The organism is Corynebacterium sp. J010B-136, from assembly GCF_002967075.1.
In the GTDB taxonomy this organism is placed as follows: domain Bacteria; phylum Actinomycetota; class Actinomycetes; order Mycobacteriales; family Mycobacteriaceae; genus Corynebacterium.
This window is the reverse complement of the sequence record NZ_PUGE01000005.1, coordinates 57,093-83,059: the sequence shown is the minus strand read 5'-3', so window position 1 is coordinate 83,059 and position 25,967 is coordinate 57,093. Positions and strand designations below refer to the sequence as shown.

General features: G+C 56.6%; 27 protein-coding genes. 11 read left to right on the top strand and 16 right to left on the bottom strand.

Annotated features, from left to right (window positions below; translation table 11 throughout):
* Window positions 1-448 precede the first annotated feature (448 nt).
* Entirely contained in the window at window positions 449-1,102 is a 654-nt protein-coding gene (locus C5Y44_RS09295) for a rhomboid family intramembrane serine protease (protein ID WP_105324688.1), read from the bottom strand.
* 115 nt (window positions 1,103-1,217) lie between these two features.
* A complete protein-coding gene (locus tag C5Y44_RS09290) occupies window positions 1,218-1,754 on the bottom strand; it encodes a peptidylprolyl isomerase (protein ID WP_105324687.1) in 537 nt (178 codons plus the stop codon).
* A gap of 103 nt (window positions 1,755-1,857) precedes the next feature.
* On the opposite strand from C5Y44_RS09290, the gene C5Y44_RS09285 reads away from it, so the two are divergent.
* The gene (locus C5Y44_RS09285; RefSeq protein ID WP_105324686.1) at window positions 1,858-2,547 is read left to right on the top strand and encodes an HAD family hydrolase; all 690 of its coding nucleotides are present in this window, start codon (window positions 1,858-1,860) and stop codon (window positions 2,545-2,547) included.
* Between the two features lie 37 nt (window positions 2,548-2,584).
* On the opposite strand, the gene metE is transcribed toward C5Y44_RS09285, so the two are convergent.
* Together metE and C5Y44_RS09275 are read right to left on the bottom strand one after the other, a co-directional pair.
* The gene (gene metE, locus C5Y44_RS09280; RefSeq protein ID WP_105324685.1) at window positions 2,585-4,891 is read right to left on the bottom strand and encodes a 5-methyltetrahydropteroyltriglutamate--homocysteine S-methyltransferase; all 2,307 of its coding nucleotides are present in this window, start codon (window positions 4,889-4,891) and stop codon (window positions 2,585-2,587) included.
* Window positions 4,892-4,900: 9 nt separating this feature from the next.
* Window positions 4,901-5,875, bottom strand: coding sequence for a methylenetetrahydrofolate reductase (locus tag C5Y44_RS09275; protein ID WP_105324684.1), 975 nt, complete (start codon window positions 5,873-5,875; stop codon window positions 4,901-4,903).
* A gap of 302 nt (window positions 5,876-6,177) precedes the next feature.
* On the opposite strand from C5Y44_RS09275, the gene C5Y44_RS09270 reads away from it, so the two are divergent.
* Window positions 6,178-7,089, top strand: coding sequence for a hypothetical protein (locus C5Y44_RS09270; protein WP_105324683.1), 912 nt, complete (start codon window positions 6,178-6,180; stop codon window positions 7,087-7,089).
* A gap of 54 nt (window positions 7,090-7,143) precedes the next feature.
* On the opposite strand, the gene C5Y44_RS09265 is transcribed toward C5Y44_RS09270, so the two are convergent.
* The 3 genes from C5Y44_RS09265 to C5Y44_RS09255 are packed head-to-tail and all read right to left on the bottom strand — an operon-like array spanning window position 7,144 to window position 8,976.
* Window positions 7,144-7,743 (bottom strand): hypothetical protein, encoded by a 600-nt coding sequence (locus C5Y44_RS09265; RefSeq protein ID WP_233189934.1) that lies wholly within the window; start codon window positions 7,741-7,743, stop codon window positions 7,144-7,146.
* 10 nt (window positions 7,744-7,753) lie between these two features.
* Window positions 7,754-8,620, bottom strand: a complete 867-nt coding sequence (locus C5Y44_RS09260) for an ImmA/IrrE family metallo-endopeptidase (protein WP_105324681.1) — start codon at window positions 8,618-8,620, stop codon at window positions 7,754-7,756.
* Between the two features lie 17 nt (window positions 8,621-8,637).
* Window positions 8,638-8,976 carry a helix-turn-helix transcriptional regulator gene (locus tag C5Y44_RS09255; RefSeq protein WP_105324680.1) on the bottom strand — a complete coding sequence of 113 codons (339 nt, stop codon included), beginning with the start codon at window positions 8,974-8,976 and terminating at the stop codon, window positions 8,638-8,640.
* 325 nt (window positions 8,977-9,301) lie between these two features.
* Between C5Y44_RS09255 and C5Y44_RS09250 the strand changes: the two genes are divergently transcribed.
* The 4 genes from C5Y44_RS09250 to C5Y44_RS09235 all read left to right on the top strand — a co-directional run bounded on the left by C5Y44_RS09250 (window position 9,302) and on the right by C5Y44_RS09235 (window position 13,538).
* Window positions 9,302-9,505, top strand: a complete 204-nt coding sequence (locus C5Y44_RS09250; protein WP_105324679.1) for a hypothetical protein — start codon at window positions 9,302-9,304, stop codon at window positions 9,503-9,505.
* 64 nt (window positions 9,506-9,569) lie between these two features.
* Window positions 9,570-11,174, top strand: coding sequence for an ABC transporter ATP-binding protein (locus C5Y44_RS09245; RefSeq protein ID WP_105324678.1), 1,605 nt, complete (start codon window positions 9,570-9,572; stop codon window positions 11,172-11,174).
* Window positions 11,171-12,994: an ABC transporter ATP-binding protein gene (locus tag C5Y44_RS09240; RefSeq protein ID WP_105324677.1), complete on the top strand. Its 1,824-nt coding sequence runs from the start codon at window positions 11,171-11,173 to the stop codon at window positions 12,992-12,994. Before C5Y44_RS09245 ends, C5Y44_RS09240 begins: the two co-directional genes overlap by 4 nt.
* A 25-nt stretch (window positions 12,995-13,019) precedes the next feature.
* A complete protein-coding gene (locus C5Y44_RS09235) occupies window positions 13,020-13,538 on the top strand; it encodes a GNAT family N-acetyltransferase (protein WP_233189933.1) in 519 nt (172 codons plus the stop codon).
* Here C5Y44_RS09235 and C5Y44_RS09230 read toward each other — a convergent pair.
* Genes C5Y44_RS09230 through C5Y44_RS09210 form a run of 5 tightly spaced genes read right to left on the bottom strand, consistent with a single transcriptional unit; the run spans window position 13,535 to window position 17,358 of the window.
* Window positions 13,535-14,293, bottom strand: coding sequence for an alpha/beta hydrolase (locus tag C5Y44_RS09230; RefSeq protein WP_105324675.1), 759 nt, complete (start codon window positions 14,291-14,293; stop codon window positions 13,535-13,537). The two genes, C5Y44_RS09235 and C5Y44_RS09230, sit on opposite strands and share 4 nt — an antisense overlap.
* A gap of 2 nt (window positions 14,294-14,295) precedes the next feature.
* Entirely contained in the window at window positions 14,296-15,207 is a 912-nt protein-coding gene (locus tag C5Y44_RS09225) for an ABC transporter substrate-binding protein (protein ID WP_105324674.1), read from the bottom strand.
* Between the two features lie 11 nt (window positions 15,208-15,218).
* On the bottom strand, window positions 15,219-15,893 hold the full coding sequence (locus C5Y44_RS09220; RefSeq protein WP_105324673.1) for an ABC transporter permease: 675 nt from the start codon (window positions 15,891-15,893) through the stop codon (window positions 15,219-15,221).
* Entirely contained in the window at window positions 15,890-16,549 is a 660-nt protein-coding gene (locus tag C5Y44_RS09215) for an ABC transporter permease (protein WP_105324672.1), read from the bottom strand. Before C5Y44_RS09215 ends, C5Y44_RS09220 begins: the two co-directional genes overlap by 4 nt.
* Entirely contained in the window at window positions 16,546-17,358 is an 813-nt protein-coding gene (locus tag C5Y44_RS09210) for an ABC transporter ATP-binding protein (RefSeq protein ID WP_105324671.1), read from the bottom strand. The genes C5Y44_RS09215 and C5Y44_RS09210 overlap by 4 nt, the downstream gene beginning before the upstream one ends.
* A 74-nt stretch (window positions 17,359-17,432) precedes the next feature.
* Between C5Y44_RS09210 and C5Y44_RS09205 the strand changes: the two genes are divergently transcribed.
* The 4 genes from C5Y44_RS09205 to C5Y44_RS09190 all read left to right on the top strand — a co-directional run bounded on the left by C5Y44_RS09205 (window position 17,433) and on the right by C5Y44_RS09190 (window position 20,959).
* Window positions 17,433-17,642: a hypothetical protein gene (locus C5Y44_RS09205; protein WP_105324670.1), complete on the top strand. Its 210-nt coding sequence runs from the start codon at window positions 17,433-17,435 to the stop codon at window positions 17,640-17,642.
* A 172-nt stretch (window positions 17,643-17,814) separates the two neighbouring features.
* On the top strand, window positions 17,815-19,335 hold the full coding sequence (locus C5Y44_RS09200; protein WP_233189932.1) for an anion permease: 1,521 nt from the start codon (window positions 17,815-17,817) through the stop codon (window positions 19,333-19,335).
* A gap of 56 nt (window positions 19,336-19,391) precedes the next feature.
* Complete coding sequence (locus C5Y44_RS09195; protein WP_105324669.1) at window positions 19,392-20,054, top strand: DUF3887 domain-containing protein; 663 nt, start codon at window positions 19,392-19,394, stop codon at window positions 20,052-20,054.
* Window positions 20,054-20,959 carry a CPBP family intramembrane glutamic endopeptidase gene (locus C5Y44_RS09190; protein ID WP_105324668.1) on the top strand — a complete coding sequence of 302 codons (906 nt, stop codon included), beginning with the start codon at window positions 20,054-20,056 and terminating at the stop codon, window positions 20,957-20,959. The genes C5Y44_RS09195 and C5Y44_RS09190 overlap by 1 nt, the downstream gene beginning before the upstream one ends.
* Here C5Y44_RS09190 and C5Y44_RS09185 read toward each other — a convergent pair.
* The 3 genes from C5Y44_RS09185 to C5Y44_RS09175 form a co-directional block, all read right to left on the bottom strand.
* The gene (locus tag C5Y44_RS09185) at window positions 20,956-21,966 is read right to left on the bottom strand and encodes a pirin family protein (RefSeq protein WP_105324667.1); all 1,011 of its coding nucleotides are present in this window, start codon (window positions 21,964-21,966) and stop codon (window positions 20,956-20,958) included. The genes C5Y44_RS09190 and C5Y44_RS09185 overlap by 4 nt on opposite strands.
* 75 nt (window positions 21,967-22,041) lie before the next feature.
* Entirely contained in the window at window positions 22,042-23,160 is a 1,119-nt protein-coding gene (locus C5Y44_RS09180; RefSeq protein ID WP_105324666.1) for an HNH endonuclease signature motif containing protein, read from the bottom strand.
* Between the two features lie 112 nt (window positions 23,161-23,272).
* Entirely contained in the window at window positions 23,273-24,310 is a 1,038-nt protein-coding gene (locus tag C5Y44_RS09175; RefSeq protein ID WP_105324665.1) for a YeiH family protein, read from the bottom strand.
* 71 nt (window positions 24,311-24,381) lie between these two features.
* On the opposite strand from C5Y44_RS09175, the gene C5Y44_RS09170 reads away from it, so the two are divergent.
* Window positions 24,382-25,290 carry a LysR family transcriptional regulator gene (locus tag C5Y44_RS09170; RefSeq protein ID WP_105324664.1) on the top strand — a complete coding sequence of 303 codons (909 nt, stop codon included), beginning with the start codon at window positions 24,382-24,384 and terminating at the stop codon, window positions 25,288-25,290.
* Window position 25,291: 1 nt separating this feature from the next.
* Here the strand turns inward: C5Y44_RS09170 and C5Y44_RS09165 are convergent, their stop codons facing one another.
* Window positions 25,292-25,804: a hypothetical protein gene (locus C5Y44_RS09165; protein WP_233189931.1), complete on the bottom strand. Its 513-nt coding sequence runs from the start codon at window positions 25,802-25,804 to the stop codon at window positions 25,292-25,294.
* Between the last annotated feature and the right edge of the window lie 163 nt (window positions 25,805-25,967).

Genomic DNA, 25,967 nt, shown 5'->3' with positions numbered 1-25,967 from the left:
GTGAAAACCCCGAGTAATCCACGGTTTTACACCGCCCGTGCACAAAGTTATCCACAGCCTGGGGACAAGTCTGTGGAATTCGGCTCTCCACATGTTTACACACAGCCTGTGGATAACTTTTCTCACTGTTTTAACAGGGCTCTAAAGTTTCGAAAAATGCGCAAAAGATCGGAATAGCTGGCGTTTTATATGTTCGATTCGCGTTTTCTTTCGACAATTACACAAGTGTAGTTATCCACAATGTGGATAACTACTGTGAATTACTTTCGCACACATGTCCCCGTGGATAACATGCCGTAGTTATCCCCACTGCCCTGCTCAGGGCACAAATTCCACAAATGCACACAGCCCGCGTCTCACTGCGCGGCACAATTCACAACCCTGTGCCAATGCGATCAAAATAGGCGCCTTCCACGTTGTGTGGAAGGCGCCTTAATGATTGTTGGGTTTAAGCTCCAACCCCTGTGTATAAAAAGAACGCAGCAACGGGCAGGCCGATGATGCCAACCCAGTGGGTAACTGGTGATTTACGGTTAACGCACAATGCCAGGATGATGCCGGCGAAAAGGCCACCGAGATGTCCCCAGAGGGATACCCCAGTTGTGAGGAAGGTATAGACCACGTTGACCACAACTAAGACGATGGACGCGCGCAGGTCGGCACCGCGGCTGCGGTAGACAGAAATCAACAGCACCATGAGCGCGAACAGCGCGCCGGAGGCACCGGCGGTAGGTGACATGAAGTCCAGGGTCAGAATCAACAGTCCCGAGCTAATCGCAGCCGAGAGATACAACGCCACAAACAACACAGTGCCGAAGTGACGTTCAACCTCACGGCCGATGAGCATCAGCATGAACATATTCACCGTCAGGTGGCCAATATCCAGGTGCATAAACGCGTAGCTCAGCGGAGTCCACCAGTGGTCTGCAATCTCGAATGCAGGCCCCCACACCATCATGTTGTTCATGAGCGCAGAGTCGCCAAAAACGTTCGTCAGCGATCGCGCCTGAAAGGCCGCGACAAGCCACAAGATAATGCACGCGCTAGTGATAATCAGCGTTGCGGGAGCAGTGCGATAAAAGGATTTCAGCCACGTCTGCATGAATTTAAGTTCCTCGAGATAAAACTAGAAAACCCACGTGGGCTTCCTCTACAGGTTTAACTATAGAGCGCGCTCACGCGGGAAAATAACGATGAGAAGTTAGCTCATCAGGGCATTAAGCCTGTGCAATCTCCACAGACTCAATGACAACGTCTTCAGCTGGGCGGTCCATGCGGTCAGTCTGAACCTTTGCCAACTTAGCCACAACTTCCTGGGAAGCTGGGTCAGTGACCTCACCGAAGATGGTGTGGTGGTTGTTCAGGTGTGGGGTTGGTGCCACGGTGATGAAGAACTGGGAACCATTGGTGCCAGGGCCAGCGTTTGCCATAGCCAACAGGTATGGGCGGTCGAAGGTGAGCTCTGGGTGGAACTCATCCTGAAACTGGTAGCCAGGGCCACCACGGCCGGTGCCGGTTGGGTCGCCGCCCTGGATCATGAAGTTATCAATAATGCGGTGGAAGATAGCGCCGTCGTAGAACGGGCCGGTCTGCTCGCCCTTAGCGTTTTGAGCAGAGTATTCCTTCTCACCGGTTGCGAGGCCGATAAAGTTTTCAACAGTTACTGGTGCGTGGTTACCGAACAGGTCGATGACAATGTCACCGAGGTTGGTGTGCAGCGTTGCAGTTGCAGTCTTCTGAGTCATGGCAGCCATTGTAAACAAAGTTCTAAAGCCGTGGCATGCGTACCGGGGAATGCTCGCGCACAGCGATCAGTATCCCTTCTTTCAGGGTTTAACTTTTGTACACTGAAGAATTATGAATCTTGCTGCTTATGACGGAATTCTCTTTGACTTAGATGACACACTCATGGACCACACCGGTGCATCCATCAAAGGCTTAGATAGCTGGTGTGAAGAACTAGGTCTGCCCACCGGACAGTATGAACGGTGGGCAGAAATTGAGCACAAGTGGGTTAGCCGTTATGAGCGCGGGGATCTTTCCCACCCGCAGCAGCGCCGTGAACGTGCCAAGGAATTTACGGGCCAGCTGCATTTAAGTGATGAGGAAGCAACTGAGCTCTACGCGGGGTTCATTCGCGGCTACCAGGCGCACTGGGCGGCATTTCAGAACGCCATTCCAACTATCCACAGCGCGTTGGAAGCCGGCAAGAAGGTCGGCATTTTGACCAACGGTGCCCGCGAGATGCAGGAAGGCAAAGTCCGCGCCGGCAACTTAGTCATTGACGGTGTGGAACTGATTCCGCTTGTGGAATACGACGCGCCCAAACCGCGCCCGCGGGCATATTCACTGGGCTGCGAAAAGATTGGCACCAGCCCGCAGCGCACCGCATTAATTGGGGACAATTGGCTTAACGATGTCGAAGGCGCCCGCCAAGCCGGCCTAACCGGCGTGTACTTCTACCAAGGTCTTTCGCATCAGCCAAAACCACAACCAGCTGACCGGGAGGTAATTTCCTCACTCAGCCAGCTGGTGTTTAGGGCTTAATGCTCAGGGCTTAATACTCGAGCCGTTGGCTCTGCGTTTAAGCGTTAACCGAAACCTTGAGGTTCGCGGCGACTTCGTCGCGAGCGAGAACCATGTTGCGCAGGGACTGCTCGGTTTCTTCGTAGCCGCGGGTCTTCAGGCCACAGTCTGGGTTGACCCACAGACGCTCGAGCGGAACGTGCTTCAAAGCAGCACGGATAAGCTCGGCCATCTCAGCCACGGATGGAATACGTGGAGAGTGGATGTCGTAGATGCCAGGACCGATTTCGGAGTGGAACTTCTCATCGATATCCTGCAGCAGCTCCATGCGGGAACGGGCAGCCTCAATCGAGGTGACATCGGCGTCGAGACCAGCAACGGCGTCGATGATCTGACCGAACTCGGAGTAGCACAGGTGGGTGTGAATCTGCGTGGTTGGCGCAGCATCCAAAGACACCAGGCGGAAGGAACGCACGGCCCAGTCCAGGTAGCTTGGGCGGTCTTCTTCACGCAGTGGCAGCAGCTCACGCAGTGCTGGCTCATCAATCTGAATGATTTCGATGCCAGCTTCTTCCAAGTCCTTGACCTCATCAGCCAACGCCACACCAATTTGGTCAGCGGAGACAGACTGGTGGACATCGTCACGCACAAAGGACCACGCCAAGATGGTGACTGGGCCAGTGAGCATGCCCTTGACGTGCTTCTCGGACAGGGACTGTGCGTACTTTGCCCACTCCACGGTCATTGCCTTTGGACGGGAGACGTCACCAACCACGATTGGTGGACGGGTGCAACGGGAGCCATAAGACTGGACCCAGCCGTTTTCGGTGACCACGAAGCCATCGAGAAGCTCTGCGAAGTACTGCACCATGTCGTTGCGCTCTGGCTCGCCGTGAACCAGAACGTCCAGGCCGAGGCGCTCCTGCAGCTCAATGACGCTAGCAACTTCCTTGCGCAGTTCCTCTACGTACTGCTCATCGGTCAAGTTGCCGGCGCGGTGGTCAGCGCGGGCCTTACGGATATCGGAGGTCTGTGGGAAAGAACCAATGGTGGTGGTAGGCAAAAGCGGCAAACCAAGTGCCTTTTGTGCTTCCTGGCGCTCCGCAAATGCTGGCTCACGCTGCACCTGGCCCTCAGGAAGTGCCGCGGTGCGGTCAGCAACCTGCTGATTGTGGGTACGGGTGGATTCCGCGCGGGTACGCACTGCACGGTCAGCGCGAGCATAAGCTTCTGCCGCATCCAAAGGACCTGCAGCCAGCGCTACAACTTCGCCGATCTTTTCATTCGCGAAGGAGAACCATGCGGCGACATCGACAGGCAAGTTGGGCTCTGCCTCCACGGTGTGTGGAACGTGCTGCAGCGACACTGAGGTGGATACGGATGCGCCGTCGAACTGCTCGAAGGTCTCACGCAGTGCACGCAGGTTGCCTGCCCACACGTTGCGGCCATCGACCAGACCAGCAACCAGCTGGGTCTTGGCGGTATCAACGGTGTTTTTCACGCGGTTAACATAGTCGGAATCCAGTGCCTGGGTGCCCACGGACAAATCCACGTGCAGTGCTTCTGGTGCAACCTTGGCCAGTGCATCCAGCCCGGCGCGTGCGGAGCCATAAGGTGTGGTCAGGTATACCTGTGGGCGGTTTTCGGCTGCCAAAATCTTGGTGTAGGCAGCTTCCAGGTGCGCGGCAATCTGCGCGTCATCAGCAACAGCCAAGTCAGCAACAGTCGCTGGTTCGGCGAGCTGGACCCAGGCGACGCCGGCATCGGCAAGCGCTGCAAGAACCTGAATGTAGGACTCCACCAGCTCATCCAGGCGCTCAAGCGGCTGGCCGTTGGAGCCTTCTGCCTGCTTGGACAGCGCAAGAACGGTCACTGGACCAACCAGGTAAGGACGCACGGCGTGGCCCTGGGCGCGAGCTTCTTCCACCAGCTTAACGATGCGCTGTGGGCGCGCGACGAACTTCTGGCCATCGGCGATTTCTGGAACGATGTAGTGGTAGTTGGTATCAAACCACTTGGTCATCTCCAAAGGTGCACGCTCGGAGTTACCGCGAGCCAGCGCGAATTCCTCATCGAGAGATACCTCAGCCGCATCCCCACCGACAGCGCCGACGGTCAAAGCGGTCTCCAGTACCTGGTCGTAGTACGCAACATCCGCCGGGATGGCGTAGTCCTCATTCAGACCCAAATCCTTCAGGCGTGCATAGGTATCTACGCGCAAAGAATGTGCTGCGGATTCGAAGGTTTCCTGGTCAATCTTGCCTGCCCAGAATGCTTCCAGTGCCTTCTTCAGCTCGCGCTGTGGTCCAACGCGTGGGTAGCCCTCAATCGTGGCCTTTGGAAATGGAGTGGGTTGGTTGGTCATATGCTTTCCTTAACTTTTGATGGTGCTATTGGCCGTAATGCCAATCGCAGTCAGTAATTCTTGGGTGATATCTGCATTGTTGTGGGTGTAGATGTGCAAACAGCCAGCGCCCGCCGCGATAACTGCCTGGGCAAGTTCCACGGTGTGCGCCATGCCAATGGCGTATTCCTCATCCGGGCTGCGGGCACGCGAGAGCTTGTCGATGAGCTTCGGCGGCACCTCCAGCCCCGACAACTCGCCCATCCGCTGGGCTCGTTTGAGCGAAGTAATCGGCATGATTCCCGGAATCAGCGGCATCTTCGTGCCCGCCAGCTGGGCGCGTTGCGCGAATTTTAGGTAGTCTTCAGCGTCGAAAAACAGCTGGGTGATAGCCAAATCTGCACCCGATCGCTGCTTGGACAATAAGACATCGAAATCTTCATCGTCGTTCGCTGATTCGGCGTGGCCATTGGGGTAACACGCCACCGCAACGGCGAGGCGACCTGCGGCAAAGCGCGCTGCCTGCTCCCCTTCCAGCTGGCGGATAAGCCGCACGAGTTCATCGCCATGCTGCAAGTAGCCTTCTGGAAGACTGGTCTGCCCAGGTTCCAAGTCGCCGCGAAGGGCTAAGAAACCGCGCACCCCGGCATCGACAAGCACGTTAATCCAGTGAATGAGCTCGCGCTTGTCCCCTGCCGTGCAGGCCAAGTGCGCCAAAGGCCGCATAGTGGTGGTCGAAGAAATCTGCTCAATAAACTTCGCGGTTCCTTCTAACCATCCCGAACGCTTGGAACTAGTTACCGCGATGTAGTCGGGGTTATAGCTTCCCAGTACCTGAAGTAGGTTCGCGATTTTTGCTTGGTCTGCGTCATGCCGCGGGGGGATGACTTCAAAAGACAAAGCGGTACGGGAAAAAGCCTGCTGAGTTTTTTCTGGACGTGGGTGTCCGGCAGGGTCCAGCTCAAGATAATCGAGCGGCGCAGATGCTGACATGCGTGGCACCATGATTCCTCCTGTGCTGGTAGTTGATGTGCAAGTACCCAAAATGTACCAAGCTGTTCACTTTTTGCACTAGGGGTTTTTAATGGTGTTACCTTTGAAATTGCACTGCCTTGCAAAAGGCCCCAAACCAGCATGAATAAAATCTGCCCAAAATATACCAAGCTGTCTATTTTGGGGCTTGAAGGTGAAGAATTTTTCTTCTGTTTGTCCCCACAGCCATGACAAAGACAACTACTGTGGGTAGCTAAGTAGTGGAAGAGACCACGATTAAAAAATTTCGCTGGAAGTAAAGGAGTTAGAAGGATATGAATCCCATTGCAGCGCAACAAGCGTTGAAGGTCGCATCCTCGTTGTGGGGCCAGTTCAACAAATACCGCAAAGAAAAGGCGGCGCAGGCCTACTCTGCTTTAGAAGAGGCAGCCTCCAACGTTAAAGAAAACGCGGACAACTTCAGCGATGACGCGGAATCCAACTTTTCCGAAGCCCGCAAGCAGGCCGGTGCCGTAACCAAGGCAGCGCACGACCGCATCGAGCGAGCTTTGGCGGAATTTAGCTCCCGTGGCGAAGAGGCCAGCGAACGCTTGGTCTCTGCCGCTTCCGACTTCGGCGACCGCGCAGAAAAGGCCACCCGCTCAACGCGCAAGAAGGCCCGCAAGCAGGCCAACCAGGCCACCAAGGCAGCTCAAGCTAAGCGCAAGCAGCTAGAAAAGACCGCTAATAAGAACACCAAGAAGCTGAATAAGAAACTCGGCAAAAAGAAGAAGTCGAAGAGCAAGTCTTTCTTCTCCATCGCCGGCATTCTTGCTTTGATCGCTGCGGTTCTCGGCGGTGTCTACTATCTCCTGCGCCGCAACGACACCCCGGGTGAGGTTCCCCCGCGCGTTGAAGACTTCACCGATAAGTCCGAGCCAGACGCAACCGGCTCCACTTTGGTCTACACCTCCACCACCGAAGATGACGTCAAGGAAGGCGCTCCAGTTGCCGGCGCCACCAAGGTAGCCGGCGACCTGGCAGAAGAAGGCGCCGAAGAGCGCGATGAGGAACTGCTCAATTCTCTGGAAGAGCAGCTTGCAGCTCACCGCGAACAGGCCGAAGCCGAAACCGACACTGAAGCGCCTGACGTCGAGGATGATGACGCCTCCGACATCGACACCACTCGCGTTACCGATGACTCCGAGGACGAAGGCAAGCACCGCCTCGAAGGCGACGAGAAGTAGCACCTAGCATTCCGCGCGAAGATTTACACCCCAGGAAATTTTCCTGGGGTGTTTTCATCTCTGCCACAGGTTCGCAGCCAATAAACCGGTATCCCCAATAGGCACCAAACCATCATCAAGCCCCCGCAGACGACGATAAAGTTCCTGCAACTCGGCCTTATCTGCGATGTGTTTCCTTGTAACCGCTGTCTTAAGCACGGTCTCGGTATTTACTAGCGATAGATTCCCGACGTTTCGACCTTGGCCCTTAAGTCGTACTAGTCGATTTTGCTCAGCCCCCGCTATTTTTCTTCCCCCGCGTTCATCAATCAAGACCGTGATGTCAGCCCCTGCCTCGGCTGCGACTACCGCGTGAGCAATCACCATCGTTTCCCCCAGATCCCGGCTCATATCCAAACGCTCGTGAAAGGTAGTCCCCGATATTCGTTCTACTACCTGAACTAGTTCATCGGTAGCTGTGTCAGGAAGAATTTTTAAATACTTATCCGGAAGTTTCTTAACCACGGTTCCCGCGGCAGAAAACCGACGGTCGGTCCGGGCTTTACGTAAGATTTCTTCCTCGACACTCATCGGAATACACAAAGGTCCAAGCACTTTGAATAGTAGCCGTTCCTTGTTTATGGAAAAGAAATTTAGCCCTGGCCCAGCATCCATGATTGGCCGACTATTCATCGGTTTTCATCTCTCCCGTTCCATCCCATGATTCAGGACCAAGAATGTCATCGAGGTCATCTAGATCAATGTCTACCTCCGGGAGATCTTGTGCATCCATCCAGGTAGCATCTGGACTTTTCGGGAAAATCCCCGCCTCGGCCAATTCGGCAGCGACTTCTTCGTCCGAAAGTCCGCGGAGTACAGCAATGGCTCGAGCAGAGACGATTCCCTCTTTGTAGCCAGCGACCGCCCTTGCAAGCAAGCGTTGCGGCACGCGGGTTTGGTCGGCGTCGTGCTGCAGCATCCGGTACTGATCAGACCAACCAAAGCGTGTTGCCAGAGTACGTGTGGATATCTTCATCCACGCATCTTTAGTAGGGCTGGAAATATATCCGCCATTAAACAGTGCGATGGCAGCCATAGCTGGAGATACCAAGAATCGCTGCACAACCAGCGACAACTGGGCTTCAGAAATTTCTGTCCCGGGAGCATCTAGAAGACTCACGATCCCTTGTTGCGGAATTAAAAGGTGGCGCGCAAAAGCATCCGCACGTTTTTCTTGAGGGGTGCGCGCCGATAATTCACCATCATCGCCATTGGACCAATCTTTAAACCCGACGTGCGCCAGTTCATGAGCCAGGGTGCTTCGCTGCCGCATGGGATGGCGTGTGCGTGCCACTCCAATGAAAGCGATTTTCCTTTCTGGGTCCCACATCGTTAGCCCATGTTCGTTGGCATCCTCAACATCAAGCACCGCGACTTCATGCGCAGTGGCTTGCTCAATAACAAGAACTAGGTCATGTAATGGTTTTGAACCCAGATTGTGCAAAGCACGAAATTCCTCAGCAGCTGCTTTACCCTGTTCTTCCAGTGTCATGGTTTCAAATACCATCCTTAGCGGAGAGTAGGAATGCCCTGCTCATCGAGGTAATCATTGAGCTCAACAAAGTGCAGGAGCTTTTGCCGCATGGAATCCATCGACGATGAATTGGTAGACCGTGCCGCATACTGCACACGTTCGGCAACATTGCTCGTACCCGCTAGTTGAGCAACGGTGGTACCGGTTGCCTCGGCAATCAGAATGAGCTCAGGCATGCTCACCATGCGATCGCCAGCAATAATACGAGACAGAGTCGATTGAGATATCTCCGTGACATCAGCCAGGCGCCGCTGGCTTATATTCGCGCGCTTCAACGCCGCCCCGATCTGCTTGGCTACAAAGTGCTTATCCACTGCAATTCACCTCCTGAATCACTTTTAGAAACTTGATTCAGCATAGCTAATACCATGCCTCACGTCCACCCCACCCGAATCCCACCTTTTGAAAGCTTCAACTGCTGAAGATGCGCTGGTTAATCGCCATTTGGGGGTGGGTCAAACGTAATGTAGATCCCACTTGATTGCAGTTGGTGACGGCCACTGGTTCAATTATGCAAAACACTTCTAAAAGTCGTGATAGAACCCTATAACTGCATTAGCGTCATGGTTATCTTCCGTGGGGTTAATCGGTTTTCTTTTTTACGCTACGTTCCTTGCCCAGTTGGAGGCTGCGATTTCAATGAGCTACGAAACACTTACCGTCAACCTCAAGAACGGAAAAACTCACTACTTCCCAGCCGGCGCGGTAATTGGAGACAGCTCTGCTCGTCTTGATTTGCTCCGGGAAGCTATTGAGAACTCTAGCGATTTCCGTTCCCTCGACTCTGATGGCTATGAGCAGGTCTTTAATGGCGCCGATGTAGAGCGCTACACCATGCACTAATTAGTGCATTTCACAGCAGAAATTTTGCTGTGCATCTGTGCCTAAAGGCATAGACTAAAGCACCATGAGTGCACCGAAGTACCCACGGATGCGAACGTGGGCGTGGTATGTGCCGGAGGATTCACCGCCGAGCACCTACGACATCAATGCCACGCGGTGGGACAGCCCCGTGCGCGCAAGCCTTTCCCTGCTAGGGATGCATCCCACCAGCGTGTGGATGACGCTTGTGAGCATGGGGCTTTCTGCCCCCGTTGGCGCAGCGGTGTCAGCGGTGATTGGCTACGCCACTGAAAACGTCTTTCGGGAACTTACCTGGGCATCGCTTCTCGTGCCGGTCTTGCTGACCATCTTATTGTTGTGGTTTCAGTGGGTCGCCGAGTCCACCGCGGATGCCTTTACAGAAGTGGGCACCGCGCGCACCACGCATGATCTGCGTCTAGGACTGTTGCAGCGACTGCTGCGCAGCCGCACCCAGGGGCTTAACCCCGGCCGGCTGCTCAACACCATGGATGAAGACAGCAACAACATTGGGCAGTTGAAAGAAATCCTCAACTTCCCCGTCATGATGTTGGGCTATGTCGTTGGTGCCGTCATCGTCATCGCGCCGTCCTCACCGGTTGTCGCCACGGCCTTGCCTGTCGGCGTCGCGTTGACCATGCTGGTTTCCTATTTCACGGCCAAGTCGCTGACCAAAGTCACAGCTTTGCGCCGTGCGAATGACAATATCGCCCTTAGCTTGGCCACCGATGCCGCCCAGGGCAACCGCGTGGTCAAAGGCTTAGGCGCGGGTGATATCGTGTCGCAGCGTTTCGCTGAGGTGTCGCAGGCAGCGCTGGATTCGATGCTCAAAGAGGTCCGCACGCTATCGTGGACGACGCTTGTGCGCCAGCTCGTTCCCACCATGTGGGCGATTACGCTGGTGTTATATGCCATCACGCAGACTTATGCCGGGGAAATTTCCACCGGTGCGCTGATGACTATCGTGATGTTGGTGCCGCCGGCGTTGACATCGACAGGCTATGCGCTGGGCTTTCTCACCCAGTTCTATGCCCGGGCTTTGGCATCGACGCAGCGTATCGCATCGCTTGTCGATGACCTCCAGCCGCAACCCACTCCCGCCAATTCCACAGGAAACAACACGGATTCTATTGCTACCGCATTCAATCTGGGGCCAGGACTAACCGTCTGGCAGCCCGCGACGGTTGAAGGCCGGCACCGCATCGCTGAAGATATTAAACTGCTCGGCTCCATGGGCGCGCTGTGCCCACCACACCAGGTATCGGTGCTGGAAGGAACCTTGGCGGATAATATCAACCCCGAAGGAAGCTTCTCGCTAGAGCAGGTCCATGAGGCACTCGATGCCGCGGCCTGCCACGATATTGTCACCCGGCTAGGTGGCTTTGGCGACGAAGGCGAATTACCCACCACCGGCATTGGCGAGGCCGGGCTAAACTTATCGGGCGGGCAGCGCCAACGTGTGGCTTTAGCGCGCGCACTCGCCTATGACCCAGATGTGTTGGTGCTGGATGAACCGACCACCGGATTAGATTCCATCACGCTGGCAACCGTTGCCCGGCGCGTGGCCAGTTTGCGTGCAGGGCGCATGACCATCGTGATTTCTTCCTCGCCGTCCTGGGCAGCGGTCGCTGATGAGGTGGTGACACGATGACACAACCTGCACAACCTAAACCCGTGGTGCGCCAAGCTGATGCGCTGGTTCCTGCTGGTGGCAAAGATATCTGGAATTTCATTAAGGCCTTGCCTTCGGCACCGAAGCGCTACCAAGTCATTTTCACTCTGGCTTCGATCATCACCGCGGCCGCTGCGATGAATATCGGCGCGACGGTAATCGGCTCGATTGTCGATCTCATCTCCGGTGGCAGCAGCACCATTTTAGGTTCAGGCAAAGACACCGTGAGCTTAGCGATGATCATCTTCGCCATCGCCTTAGTCATCGAAACCATCGGGCGCGCGCTCAACCTCTTTTTGATCAATACGGCAACGAGGCGTTTGAGCATCGACCTGCGCAAAACGGCTCTCGATGCCGTGATGCGCGCGCCCGTGCCACGCATTTTGGAGCTGGGCACCGGCAATGTGATTACGCGGTTGTCCAAAGATATTGACACGACGGTTTCTACCATTAGCCATACCGGTGACCGGTTGATTGTCACCTTGGTTTTTATCCCCGTTACCGCGGTGACGTTGGTTTTGGTTCACCCGGCGTATTTAGTGTTGATGATTGTTACGGCAATCATCATGTGGCCGTGGATTAAGCAGGTCATCCGCGATGTGCCTGCGGTAACCAACGTGGTCTCCGCGGTAGAAGCTAAGCGCAATAATGTGTTGCTCGATAGCATCCGCGCGCTTGAGACCCTGCGGCAATTCCGCCTGATGCGCTGGGCACATCGCCGCATGGATTATGTGTCCTGGGAAACGGTACAGGCCTGGGGCGATAGATTGCCGCTGTTTAACCGCATCATGGGTCAAGGTAGCATCGCTTTTGGCTTTTTGCTCTTGGGTTCTTTAGTGATGTCCATGCCGATGGTTGCCGCCAACTGGTTGAGCGTGGGTGAGGCCGCTACCGCGGTGTTATTGGTCATGCGCTTGGAGATGCACGTATTTACCCTGCTCTTTTCCGCCGGCGATATCCAGCACGCGTTAACTGCTTTGGGCCGCGCTGTTGCGCTGGGCAAGATTGCTGATGATGACATCATCGCCGATACTGAGCTTCCCGCCGTAAAACCCCAGCCCACGGTGGAGATCAAAAACCTGGACTATGCCTACCCCGGCGGCGCGCACGTGCTTTCCGATGTCTCCGTCACCCTCAAAGCCGGAACCACCACCGCTCTAGTTGGTACATCGGGTGCTGGTAAATCGACTTTGGCTGCTTTGGTCGCAGGCTTGCAATATCCCACTGCCGGCAAGATCATTGTCGATGGCACCGATACCGCCACGGTTCCCAATGTGTGGATCAGTCAGCACGTCGCGTTGATCACCCAAGATGTGCACCTATTTTCGGGCACCTTGCGCAATGATTTGCTACTGGCCAAACCCGATGCCAGCGATAATGAACTGCTCACGGCACTTTCCACCGTGGGTCTGCGCCACGGCACTCCGGCTTGGGATCGCTGGCTGCCGAAGGGTCTGAATACCGAAATCGGTGCCGGCAATCCCGAGGTTGGCGCCGAGGTAGCCCAGCAGATTTCCTTGGCGCGCATGTTTTTGCGCCAGCCCCCGGTGCTGATCATGGATGAGGCAACCTCCGAAGCAGGTAGCGAACACGCCGAGGCCCTCGAGTCTGCCGCGCGCGCTGTCGCCCGCGGCCGCACCACCTTGGTCGTAGCGCACCGGCTCGATCAAGCCCGCGTCGCCGACCGCATCCTGGTTATGGAAGCCGGCGAAATCATCGAAGACGGCGACCACGAATCACTCATTGCTCTCGGCGGGCACTACGCTCGCGCGTATGCCCAATGGGAGCACGGCAAGTAGGTACGCGCGCGTTAAAATGGTGCGCATGAATTCCACTCCCGTAAGCAGCCCAGAAAGCAGTTCAGAAGATGACTTGGTCCTGGTCGTCGCCACCGAATCAGACCGCACGTACCTGTCGCGTTTGAATTTCCTGACCGATACCTTCGGTGACGAACTTGGTGAGGTAACCGCAGATTTTGACCGCGACTGGATTTATTATCTGCAGAACTGGACGGAAGAAAAAGGCGGATTCATCGCCTGGCGCGGGCATATCCCCGCTGGTGGCGTGTGGTTGAACTGGGGCACCGATGAACTCCACGGTTTCGGCCACGTCGAAGAAGGTATCCCGGAGCTCGCCTTGGCGGTGGAGAACCGCTACAAGGGCGAGGGAATCGGAACCACATTGTTGGAAGCCGCGACGCAGCTCGCCCGTCAGATGGGCGCTCCCGGTATTTCACTGTCGGTAGCCGCGGCAAATGAACGCGCTCACCGCCTGTATCTCCACTTAGGGTTTGAACAGGTCAGCGAGCGCGAAGGCCACTACGTTTTGGTGAAACGTTTCTAAGCGGAACTTCCATAATGGCGGATTTCTTCTTCAATGAGCGTGACGGTCTCGTCGAAGGCAGAGAGCATCGGCCAGTGGCCGCTGACTAGGCTGCGTCGATGCCACGAGGAAGCCGATTTGGCAACGGCGGGAGCATCCTCCCAGGCGGCATCGAAATCATCCTTTAACGTCAACGCAACATAGGTCGAAGGCTGCTCCTCCACTGGCGACGATAGGTGCGCTGCATCAAGGACCGTTCGGCCAGGGTGCGCTGTGAATTTCGAAGCTAGATAGTCGCGGTCGGCATCGGTGAGGTCGTCAACGTAATCGAACATCTCACGCGTGGGAGCATGCCACAGGTTACCGGCGGCCTCGGTATCTTCCTTTTCTTGCGCGCGTTCATCATCGGTAGCACCCCAGTTATCGAGAAGCGCGTGGGCATCGACAGGCAAGAAAGCGCCGATGTGAATGATGCCAGCGACCTGGGCGCGTAGCCGGTCGGCTGCCGATGCCACCACCACCCCAGAATAAGAATGCGACACCAAAATCACTTTGTCGGCGCGGGTCTGCGCGATGTGCTCGACAAGCTGCTGCACGTGGTTCTCGAGGCTCACGCCCGCAATATCAGTATCAGATTGCCCAGACTCAAGGCCGCGAAGGGTCATCGTTTCCGCGTCGATGCCGTGAGCGCGCAGCCGCTTCACCGTCGGCTCCCAGATCCAGCCGCCCATCCAAGCACCCGGAACAAGGATGACGTGTGCGGCTTTCTCCGGCATGACTACGCCAGGCCCTTTTCTTCCAGCCAGTCCTTGGCGATGTCCGCGGCGGGCAACTGGTCGGTGACGCTGCGGTTATTCAAAGAGACTAGGTCTTCGGGACTCATCGCGGCGGAGACTTCATTGATAACTTCGGCCGCCTTGTCATCTACTTTGTCGCTGGCCAGCGGCACAACGTTGGAGGACAAGAACAGGCCCTTGGTATCTTCCAGGGTCACTAAGTTATTGGACTCAATGGATGGGTCGGCGGTGTAGATAATCGCCATTTGAACATCGCCGTCTTTGAGGGCTTTGACGGTGAGCGGTCCGCCGCTGTCTTCGATCGGCGCGAAATCTACCTTGACGCCATAAGTTTCTTCCAGGCCCTTCGGACCATTCGGGCGCGATTCGCCTTCGGAGTTAGCACCCAAAGTCATCGGTTCGGTGACCTTGGAGAGGTCTTCGACATTTTCAATCCCCCACTCATCGGCAAATTCTTGGGTGATGACATAGGAATCCTGGTCAGTGGCCGGTGATTGGTCGAGGATGTTGAGGCCGTCGGGGGAGGCATCGACAAGCGCTGCGTACACGTCATCCGGCAGGCGCGCTTCGGTATCTGGCTCCCAGTACTGCAGGACCGGCCCGGAATACTCGGGGAAAAGGTCAATCTCCCCGGCTTCGATTTCCGGCAGGTAGGCCTCGCGCTGGCCGATGCGGAACTGCCGATCCACAGCATAACCAGCATTTTCTAGCGCCTGCGCGTAAGTTTCGGCGATGATCTCATTGGAGTAATAATCCTGCGAGCCGATAACAATGGTGTCATCGTTTGTGGCGTCATCTTCTAATGGGCTGCTGTCGGTACCGCACGCGGTCAGAGCAAAGGTGCTGGTAACGGCGAGTGCAGCAAGTGCGGTCAAACGGTTTTTAGAGAACATGGGGTTAGTCCTTAGAGGTTGTGGGAAGCGGGAAGAGCAACGCGGTGCGCGAGGCGTTGACAGGTAGCGAGGATAAGTTCGAGGATAACCGCAACGACGATGACGAGAACGGCGCCGCCGAGCATCTCCGCGTAGTCACGGGTTTTCAGCCCGGAGAAAATATAGCGGCCGAGCCCGGTATCGGCAGTGTAGGCGGCAAGGGTTGTGGTGGCTACCAATTGCAAGGTCGCGGCGCGGATGCCGCCGACGATCACGGGTAGCGCGAGTGGCAGTTCCACGGTGAGCAGCACTTGGGCAGGTCGCATGCCGATGGCTTGGACCGCCTGCGGGGTGTGGCTATCGATGGCTTCCACGCCGGAATACGCACCGACCAACAGCGAGGGAATGGCTAAGACCACCAGGGCGATAAATGGTGCTTCGATGCCAATGCCCAACCACAAGCCCAAAAGCGTCAACAGGCCCAAGGTCGGGATAGCGCGCACGCCACCGGTAATCGCACCGACTACCGCTGCACCGCGGCGGGTATGGCCGATGATAAGCCCTGCGGGAATGGCAATAATTGCCGCTACTACCAGCGCTGCGAAGGTCACGGTGACATGCTCTGCCAGGCGGTTGGGGATTCCGGCAATGCCCGTCCAATGGGCGGGATCTGTCAACCATTGCCAGCCTTGCGCTACAAGGTTCATACGCTCACCGCCTTGGTGGATTCCACCCGGCGCGTCCAGGGGGTAAGCAGCTTGCCGATGATCAACAGCAGCGCATCAATCACCAACGCCAAAAGCACCGTGGCGATGACGCCTACGGCAACTTCGCCGGCGATGCCGCGCTGGAAACCGTCGGTCATCAGCGTGCCCAGGTTTTGCACGCCGATTAGCGCGCCGATGGTGACCAGGCCGATGGTCGATACTGACACCACGCGCAATCCGGCGATGAGCACCGGAGTGGAAAGGGGTAGGTCTACCTGCCAAAACAGCTTCTGTGGAGCATAGCCCATAGCGGTGGCGGAATCGCGCACTGTACGATCCACGGAGCCGAAAGCATCAGCGCTGGTGCGCACATACAGGGCCACGCCGTAGGCGGTCAGCGCGATGATCATCGTCGCCGGGGAGCGCAGGCCCACGCCGAAAATCACCGGCACGATAATCAACATTGGCAGGGCCGGGATGGCATAGAGCAACGTCGCGGTGCTCAGCAGCGGACCGCCGATACGGGGGCTACGAAAGGCAAAACGGCCAACCGGAATGGCGATGAGGGCGCTGAGCACAATCGCCGGAATGGCCAAGGTGAGGTGCGCCCACAACAGTTCCAGTGCCTGTGGCCAATTCAGTTGCAGCCACGTCATTGGCTGATCACTCCGACAGGGCGGCCGTTGACGTCCACGGCAACGGTGCGCCCATCGTGCTTTTCAATCCGCAGCTGCCGCTCCCCGCGGTCGCTGCCTACGAAACCGCGCACGAAATCATCTGCCGGATGCGCCATAATTTCTGCCGGGGTGCCCTGCTGAGCGATGACCCCGCCGGGCTTTAAAATCACGACTTCATCGCCCAAGCGGAATGCTTCATCAATGTCGTGAGTGACAAAAACAATGGTCTTTCCGAGTTCTGCCTGCAGTCGCAGCAGCTCATCTTGGAGTTCGCGGCGCACAATCGGATCTACTGCGCCGAAAGGTTCATCCATGAGCAAAATATTCGGCTCCGGTGCCAGCGCCCGCGCAACGCCAACGCGCTGTTGCTGGCCACCGGAAAGCTGCCCTGGGTAGCGCTTGGCCATCGCGCGGTCAAGCCCGACGCGGTCCATCATCTCCAGCGCGCGCTCGCGCGCTGGAGATTTCGCCATACCGTTTAAGCGCAACACGGCAGCAACATTATCCACCACCGTGCGGTGCGGCATCAGGCCACCTTGCTGCAAAACGTATCCAATGGAGCGACGCAGCTTGACGGGGTCAACGGTGGCGATATCGGTGCCATCGATAAGCACGCGGCCTGCGGTGGGCTCTACCATGCGGTTTACCATGCGCAGCAGCGTTGTCTTACCCGAACCGGAAGAACCCACGAGCGCGATGGTGCGATGCGAGTCTATGGCAAGCGAGAAATCTGCTACCGCCACGGTTTGGTCCGGATAGGACTTGGTGACGTGTTCAAACTCGATCATGGGCACCAGTATAGAACCGACGCACAAGGAAAAAGCCGGAAAACAGATTCTTTCCCCGCAGGTACCGTGTAAGCATGAAGATTCACCACAAGACTGGATTCGCACTCGGGGTGGCGGCAATTGTGTGTGCACTCGGGACTTTAGCGGCAGCGATTGCCGGCGAGATCTCCACCATAACGGTTGTTCTTGCGCTATCGACCACCGTGATTGGTGCGCTAATTATCCACTGGAGCACGTCCGAAAAGCATCGGGAACGGTGTAATCCCGATAGTGACTTAGGCTAGGCCACCGTGTAGCGAATCTCACCTTTTTAGCAGGTCACTGGCCTTCCTCCCGTCATAGCAAGTTACTAAGCTGGGACTTAGCGGAAGGTTTTCTTCCCACTACTCGGGGAGAGCGATATCCGCGGCGAGTTCCTGCACAAGGCAGGAGCAGTTTCACGACGGGAGCTACCTTATGTCTGCCAGTCCCATCAGCACACCTAGCCAGTCGCGGTCGCACGCTTCGCCGCCGCAGCAGCGTGTCGATGCCCCGCCCACTCAACACTGGCGCAAAATGGGGCTCGGCTTCGGTGTTCCCATTATTATTGCGCTGATTTTCTGGTTCAGTCCGCATCCGGAGGCGCTGACGGACCAAGCGTGGCGCATGTTTGGCATTTTCGTGGCCACCATCGTGTGCATCATCATGGCGCCGATGCCGATGGGTGCGGTGACAATCATCGGCATGATCGCCACGGTGCTCACCGGGATTGTTCCGCTGTCGCCGGATAGTGATAACCCGGGCGCACCCTATGCGCTGGTCGGCTTTGGCAATTCCACAATTTGGTTGATCGTCATGGCTTTCTTGCTCTCGCGCGGATTTATTAAGACTGGTTTCGGCCGGCGCGTGGCGCTGTTTTTCGTTTCCAAAGTCGGCGGGCACATGCTGGGTGTCGGTTATGGATTGGGGCTTGCGGACTTGGTGCTGTCGCCAGCAATTCCGTCGGCGACAGCCCGTGGCGGTGGAATCATGGCGCCGATCATGAAGTCGGTGGCGCTAACCTACGACTCAGAACCCGGGCCGACATCGCGCCGTGCAGGTGCTTATCTGTCCCTGGTGGTCTCTAATTCCAACTCCATTACCTGTGCGATGTTCCTGACTGCAATGGCAGGCAACCCACTGATTGCATCGCTCGCCGGTGAACTTGGCGTCGATATCTCCTGGACGACGTGGGCCATGGGCGCTATCGTTCCCGGGCTTCTCGCACTGGTAGTGGTGCCCCTGGTGATTTATATGGTCTATCCGCCAGAGCTGAAAAAGACTCCAGAAGTACAAGCGATGGCCCGCGATGAGCTAAAACAACTAGGCGGCATGAGCTACGGCGAAAAGGTTCTGGGCGCCACTTTCATCGTCTTGCTACTGCTGTGGACAGTCGGCGACTTGGCCCTGGGTATCTCCGCGACGACCACGGCCTTTGTCGGAGTCATCATCCTGATGGTCTTCCAAGTGCTGACCTGGGAAGACATCATCCGGGAAAAGGCAGCCTGGGACACCATGACCTGGTTTGCGGTGTTGTACATGATGGCCACTGCCCTATCGGCTTATGGTTTCATCGACTGGGTCTCCGAAGTCATCGCCGGCTCCTTGGGCGCACTTAGCTGGCTGACGGCATTGATTCTGCTCGTTGTCATTTACTTCTTCGCGCACTACTTCTTCGCCTCGGCTACCGCGCATATTTCCGCGATGTACATCGCCTTCCTCGGCGCGGCACTCGCACTCGGCGCACCGCCGCTATTGTCCGCGCTGATCTTCGCTTACTGCTCGAATATCTTCCAGTCGTTGACCCATTACGCAGGTGGCGCATCGCCGACGCTGTTCGGAATGAAGTACAACTCCGTCGCGCAATGGTGGGGCGTGGGTCTTGTCGCGGGCGTGATTTCTTTGGCTATCTGGATCTTCGTCGGCATGGGTTGGATGAACCTCATCGGTCTCTGGTGACGGGACGTGTCAAGTTTTCCTTGACAAAGCATTTGTTGTAAAGGCAGACTTGACACGTGGGCAATCAACGAGGCCACGAGCTGGCAGATCACATCACGCGCATAGTCGCATTGCTTGCCGATGAACTCTCCACCTCAGACGACTCTTCCGGGGAAAGTTCGCGCAGCGATGTCACCCATGCGCTGTCCACGGCGCGGTCTTTGCAGGCGCTCGCCGATGAAGCATTGGCGCACTTGGTGAGCGATGCCCGCGAGCGTGGAATTACGTGGCAGACCATCGGAGATGCCCTGGGCATTTCGCGCCAAGCTGCCTTCCAACGTTTTGGCACGGCGATTGACCCTCGGACAGGAAAAGCGATGAACAAACCGACCGAAGATACTAAGCGCGAAGCCATAACCAAGGCGGAGCAATTTTTAGACGACCTGACCGCATCCCGCTGGGAAGAAGCAGCAGGTCAATTGGGTCCGGTCATCGGCGCGCATTTGGATGCGGAGGGGTTGGCCACGACGTGGGCGCAGGTGGCATCGATAAGCGGTGCGTTAGAAACCCGACTGCCTGCTGAAGCTATCGGGCTTGCCGATGACATCACTGTTGTCGAACAACACCTCGCCTTCGAAGCCGCCGACCTAGTTGCACGCATTAGCTACAACACCGATGGCAGCATGGCTGGACTGTGGTTCGTGCCCGCTGACCAGGCACTAACAGAAAGGCCAGATTAATGAATACCGAAACGCGAGCAGTCAATTGGAGAGCCGTCGGCTTCTTCGTGCTGATTTCTTTCGGGCTTGCTTATGCGCTCGATGCTGTTCTTTTAAGCACTCTGGGTTTGGCGCATCCGCTGGCTATCCTGCCGATTTCGCTGCGCATGTTCACGCCGCTGATTGCAACGGTCATTGTTTGCCGGTTTATTACCTTTGAAAAGTGGACGAGTGCCGTCGGGCTGGGCCAGGAATCTTTTGCGAATGGTAACTGGAAGAAGATTGTTTCTTCGGTATTCATCGGGTTTGAGCTGGTTGTGGGCGTGATTGCAGCGTCGATCGCGCTGGCGACTGCCGCTGGGTGGCTGAATCCTGATTGGGAGATGACGCAGACCCGTGCGCCTTTGATTGAAGCGGGTGCGGATATTTCGCCGACGGTGTTGATCGTCATGACGGTTATCCAGGCGTTTATCGCTGGCATTACTATCAACGCCCTCATGGCTTTCGGTGAAGAAGCCGGCTGGCGTGGTTGGCTGCAAAATGCTTTAGAGCCGCTGGGGCGCCTGCGCCAAGTGCTGCTCATTGGCGTTATCTGGGGGCTGTGGCACGCACCGTTAATCGCGGCGGGCTATAACTTCAGTGATCAGATTCCCGGCGCCGTGGCGGTGCTACTGTTCACGGCTTTCTGCATTGCCTTCGGCGCGGTGTTGAGCTGGCTGAGCCTGCGCTCCCAGAGCGTACTGCCCGCAGCTATTGGGCACGCATTTTTCAACGCGCTCGCCGGTTTCCCCGCGATGCTTGTTGCAACCGGTGATAATTGGGACCGCGTCCTTGCTGCGCCCATGGGCGTTCCTGGCATCGCGATTTTTGCGGTAGTCGCCGTCGTGTTGTTTGTTAGCTCGCGCGGAGTTAAGCAAAAGGTTTAGATTTTCGTGTTTGGCCGCGCGACGGGTTCGGTGAGAGTGCGCGGGCGCATTCGGGCATTGGGAAGATTCGGCGCTGGAAGCCAGGTCATGCCATCGGCGTTGCGGCCCAGGCCATCTTCGCCGACGCCGCCGTGGCCGATGTAGCCATCGACGAAACCGAACTGGCCGTCAACGTCTTCACCTTCGCTAGCTTGCCAAGTGTCGCGAAAACGCACGATTTCATCATGGTCGCGGCCGATGAAATTCCACCACATGAGGATTTCTTCCCGCAGCGGTTCACCGCCGATAAATAGTGCGCGACCCATGTCATCGGAATCGTTGCGGATGCGCAGACGCGTTTCACCGATACCGGTGTATCCAATCTGCGTCTTTTCCAGCTCGGTATCTGCGACCACGATGGTTCCGGAGTCTGCGATCACGCCGTGTTCAAATTCGGGGTTGAGGTCAAGCACGATTTCTGAGCGCGGATCGATAGTGATTTCCGCGCCGACCATCGGGGTATGCGAGTGCACTGGGCTAGATGCGCCCATGAGCTCACCCATAAACACTTTGAGCTGACCGCCATCGAGCTCGGGAACTGGAGGTTTGAAATAAGCCAAGTCGCGCTCGGCAGTACTACGTGTGGAATCCGGCAGCGCAATCCACAGCTGCACTCCATGCAAGATCGTGGTCTTTTCCGTGGTGGTCTCCGTATGCGAAATGCCATTACCGGCAGTCATCAAATAGAACTCACCGGGGTGCACGAAGCCGCGTCCGCCCCCGGCATCGATGTGGCTAATCTCGCCGGTAAATAGCCACGTCGCGGTCTGCAGCCCAGTGTGCGGGTGCGGCGCAACGTCCATGCCTCCGGTCTTTGACACATCATCGGGACCAAAATGATCGACAAAGCACCACGCGCCAATGAGCGATCGTTGGCGGTGTGGAAGCGTGCGGTGAACCGTCATCGCGCGTGGTCCGCCTAGGGGAACAGCGCGGGAAGAAATGATTTCAACTGCAGTTGCGTTCATGTCAACAACCTTAGTCGATTGAGTTTATTTTCTCTTCCACCTTTCGGTCCACAGTTTCAGCGTGGGTATGCGTTATTAGATCAGGTTCATCGCTCCCATGCTGCTCAAGGGGTGCGTGTTATCGACGGGTTTTCCACGTGGGGTGAAGTGCCTGACTATTCCGCGGTGGCGTCGCATCCTGCCACGACTTGGCCGTTTTCGCTTCTTGCGTGGACGGTTGGGGTTATCGTCGTTGACGCCGTTGTGGTACTTGCACAACATCGTCAGGTTCGACGGCTTTGTATGGCCGCCATTCTTGTGTGCCTCGATGTGGTGGACTTGGCACCTGTCGGCCGGGACGTTGCAGTCCGGCCAGGGGCAGACGAGATTCTCCACCATGGCCAAGGTGCGCAGCTTGTCGGAAGCGAAGCGGGCCTCGTAGAGATTGACCGGCCCGGCGGAGGGGTGGAAAAGCCCGACATAGAGCTTGCCGCCGAGTGCGCCTTCCATCGCTGCGTTGACTATTTCGGCTCCGGTCATGGTGGTGCCGTCGGAGGCGCCGACGTTGACATCGTCGCCTTCGCCGCTGAAGACCTTTGCCGAGTCATTGAGGCCGATAGCGATAACCGTGCGGTATTCAGGCTTGATAAGACCCGTGCCGTTGCCTTCAACTAAGTCCCAGAATGGCTCTAGAAGGGCTTCGGAGCGTGGTTGGTCCTCATCGTGCTTGATGCCAGCATCAAGCGTCTTTTCTAAATCAGTAATCCGGCGTTGGGTATCGGTAATGCTAATGGTGCGCAGCCCGTCTATTACGCGGCCAACGCGTACGCCTTTTTGTTTCGGTTTGTCACCGCCTTCTTCGGTCACGCGCTTTTTGCCATGCTCATCGACTTCTTCGTAGCTTCCCTCATACGCGATGAGTTCTGCACGGAGCTTCCACGCGGCACCACGCGCTTTCAAATTCTTCGCGTGTTTATTAACCATCTCTAAGAACTCGATGCTCAACCTGCGCTCTTCGGCAAGTGCGACAGCCTCTTGCTGCACACGCGGCGAGTCGCAGGACCCAAAGTAAACTCTGGCCAGCCGAGCATATTTCTGCGCTGTAGAAAGTCTGTGTCCGTCAGTAGCTACGTCGTAGGGTGATAGCTCGTAAAAGTCGCGAAGAATACCCACGCCACCTCTGTCGAAGGCTTCAAATAATTCATATCCGTTCATGACTTCGACACTAAAACGACAGTGCAACCCCCGACTAGGGCAAGTTCAAAAACCTGCGAGTAATTCACATGACACGTCACCCAAACGGCGAAGTTATCCACAGGCACGCCGATTAGACGAGCTCAATGCCTACAAATGCGATGGTTGCGACGAGCACTGTTGACGCAAAGGCCAGGATGAAGGGACGAACTCCAACGTGCAGCAGGCTTTGGATTTTCACCCCGCACCCGAGAGCAAACATCGCGGTTGCAAGCAGAATTGTTTGTAAGAAATCGCCGGTGGCGAGGACTGGCTCGGGAAGGTCGACGGTGGAGCGAAGAAGGACCATCGATAAGAAACCGATGATAAACAGCGGGACTATGGGTGGGCGCTTCTCTTTGCCCGTAGTCTGCACGCCGCTACTTTGACGACGTTTTGCAAGGCTCAGAATGAATACGACTGGAGCTAGCATTAGAACGCGCGCGAGTTTAACAACGACGGCTATTTCCAAAGCGCTACCGCCTATGACGCCTCCGGCGGCAACGACTTGGGCAACCTCGTGAATTGATCCACCGGCCCACATTCCTATCGTTTCCGGGGCTAAACCGGCAAGGGCACCGAGAAACGGGATGGTCGGAATCATGATGGTTCCAAAAATCACCACCAACGCGACGGCGATGACAACGTCTTCTTCCTCCGCATCGCTTGTGCCTTCGACTCCCGCGACGGCCGCCGCGCCGCAGATGGAAAATCCGCAGGCGATGAGCAATACCTGCGCTGGCTTCATCTTTAGCAGGCGTCCGATAAGCAGCGTGCCGATGATTCCGCCGGAGACTATGCAGACAATGACAAGAAGCATCGGCAGCCCGAGGCCGCGGACATCTGCGATAACCAGTTTCAGTCCCAGAAACACGATTCCCCACCGCAGCAAAGTCTTAGCTGCTACTTGGATACCTGGCGAAAACGTGCCGGGAAGCCGTGTCATGTTCGTTAGAGCGATCCCGGCGATAATCGCCACGATCATCGCGCTAAGCCCCGGAACAAAAGAACTGAAAATCATCGCGACAATAGCGCCGCCTAGACACAGCAGCAGCCCGGGCGCATACGTCTTGATTACACGTGCGCGCGGTTGAACTTCATTTGAAGCAGGTGCCGAGATTTCAGTGGACATGCTTTAAAGTCTCACCGCGCAACGTGGTTTGCGGTAGACGGCAATTACACATCCGGGCATATACTACTGATATGACTCCTGCTCAGGACCGCTGGCCCAACCTTCGCACACTGGAACTGTTCGTCGCAGTGGTGGATAGCGGCAGCCTCGGCGCCGCGGCGCGCAGTGTCGGAATGGCGCAGCCTAATGCAAGCCGCGCGATGGCCGAGCTTGAGGCAACGATGCAAAGCCATTTGCTGGATCGTCGTCCCAGCGGCTCAGTGCCCACGCCTTTCGGGCTTTCGCTCGCTGCGCATGCGCGTGAAGTCCTGGATGCTGCGCGTGATTTTCAATCTTGGGTCGCGGAGAATCACGACGAATCACAAAAGACGCTCAGCGTCGGCGCCAGCTTGACCATCGCGGAGACACTCTTGCCAGTATGGATTGCCGCGCTGCGCGAACGATACCCCGATGTCCAGGTTGCTATTTCTGTGGTGAATTCAGCAGAAGTTATCTCACAGGTTCGACATGGCCATTTCCATGTAGGTTTCATCGAAACGCCACATGTACCAGTGCAGCTGAACGCTCAAATCGTCCAGGAAGACGAGCTTTTCGTGGTGATTGCCCCGCACCACCACTGGGCCTCACGAACCGGGCGAATCAGCTTGCAAGAGCTGGCTGAAACACCACTTGTTGTAAGAGAACCCGGCTCCGGAACCTTCGAAGCCCTGCAAGACCATTTAGCTGGCCTGGATGTTGCTACACCAGCCCAAGTACTCAACAGCATTGCGGCCGTGCGTGTCGCAGTAGCTTCCGGTGCCGGACCCGCAGTGATGAGTGAGCTGGCAGTGCGCGATCAGCTCGCCAATGGCAACCTCCTGCAAGTGCCTTTAGAAGGCGACAAGATCACACGCCCGCTCACAGCAATCTGGTCAGGGCACCGCCGGCCGCCCAGGTTGGCGCACGAACTGATTACCATCGCGAAGTCCACTGGCGCTTGAATCAGGAGGCATCGTTAAGCACTGCGTACAAGCGATCCCGCGCGATCTTCATCTCCTGGTCGAATTCCTCATCACTGGATTTATCGCGGACCCAACTTTCAGAAACCACAAGGCGCGGAAGCGTTGCCACCGCCGCAATCATCGCACCACGCAGACGATTGCGCTTGTCAATCAGCCAGCCCCCGACCAGTGCCGGAATGCCGATTCCGGCCAGGACGGCGGGGATGCCATCGAGAAGCCTGCGACCAAGCAGTTTGGCCAATACCCACTCCACCGCGCCAAGTAGTGCTCCTGCACTAACCGCGATACCAATCGACTTCACCCACGTGGCAATGAAACCTTTAATTGCCCCTTGCTGACGGTCGTTTTTCTCCCGCGGCTTTGGGAAAACGTACTGCAACACCACATAAAACGGCACCATGATGTAGCCAAAAATAGCTTCTACAGTGGCTAACCGCTTCAGGGAAGCCGTGGGCCGGCGTTGTTCCTTAAGCGTGGCGGTGTCAGTCATCATTTCCCCTCAACGAGCACGCATAGGAATCAAGCATTCAGTGTGCCCCACACTAATACGTCTTCCGCTGCCCTAAACAGCCCCACTATAGAAATCGGGCTGTCTCGCCTGAGCCGCCTGGCGTGTAGGGTTCATTATGAGCCGTACTGGTAGGGGGACTTACACA